Origin of the sequence: Rossellomorea aquimaris (genome assembly GCF_001877785.1) — a bacterium.
GTDB lineage: Bacteria > Bacillota > Bacilli > Bacillales > Bacillaceae_B > Rossellomorea > Rossellomorea aquimaris_A.
This window is the reverse complement of record NZ_MINN01000113.1, coordinates 1-591: the sequence shown is the minus strand read 5'-3', so window position 1 is coordinate 591 and position 591 is coordinate 1. Positions and strand designations below refer to the sequence as shown.

The 591-nt window shown below is 47.9% G+C and carries 1 pseudogene; it reads right to left on the bottom strand.

The window, feature by feature from the left end:
* Positions 1 to 366, bottom strand: a pseudogene (locus tag BHE18_RS16735) (flagellar type III secretion system pore protein FliP); the annotation flags it as partial.
* Between the last annotated feature and the right edge of the window lie 225 nt (positions 367 to 591).

The following is a 591-nucleotide window of genomic DNA, read 5'->3' as shown; positions in this document are numbered from 1 at the left end:
TGCGACGACCATATCGATGATCAAAAACGGGATGAAGATGACGAAGCCGATCTGGAAAGCCGTCTTCAATTCGCTAAGTGCAAATGCCGGGACCAAGGACGTCAACGGAATGCCTTCAATGCCCTCCGGCTTTTCGAGTTCGGCGTATTTGAAGAACAACGCCAAATCTTTTTCACGCGTATGCTGGGCCATGAATTCCTTGATCGGCAAGATAGCCGCATCAAGCGCTTCTTCTTGTTCCAGCTCTTCATCCAAATATGGCTGCAAGGCCGTGTCGTTAATTTCTGTCGCAACTGGCGCCATGATGAAAAATGTTAAAAATAACGCTAAGCCGACCAATACTTGGTTAGGCGGCATCGATTGCGTGAAAAAAAAAACACACCAATCAGACCACCACACAACACCTCTTCAAGCTGACACCCAGAAAAACAAACCACTTACCCCTCACATACTCTGTCTAATAACACAACACCCATCCCCATTACTCATCATATATCCATGTGACACTGGACCTGTCACCCCCCCTTCCAACACTCATCCACGGTCCTCTTACAGCTGACCCAACCACCCCCATACGCAATCTCCTTATTC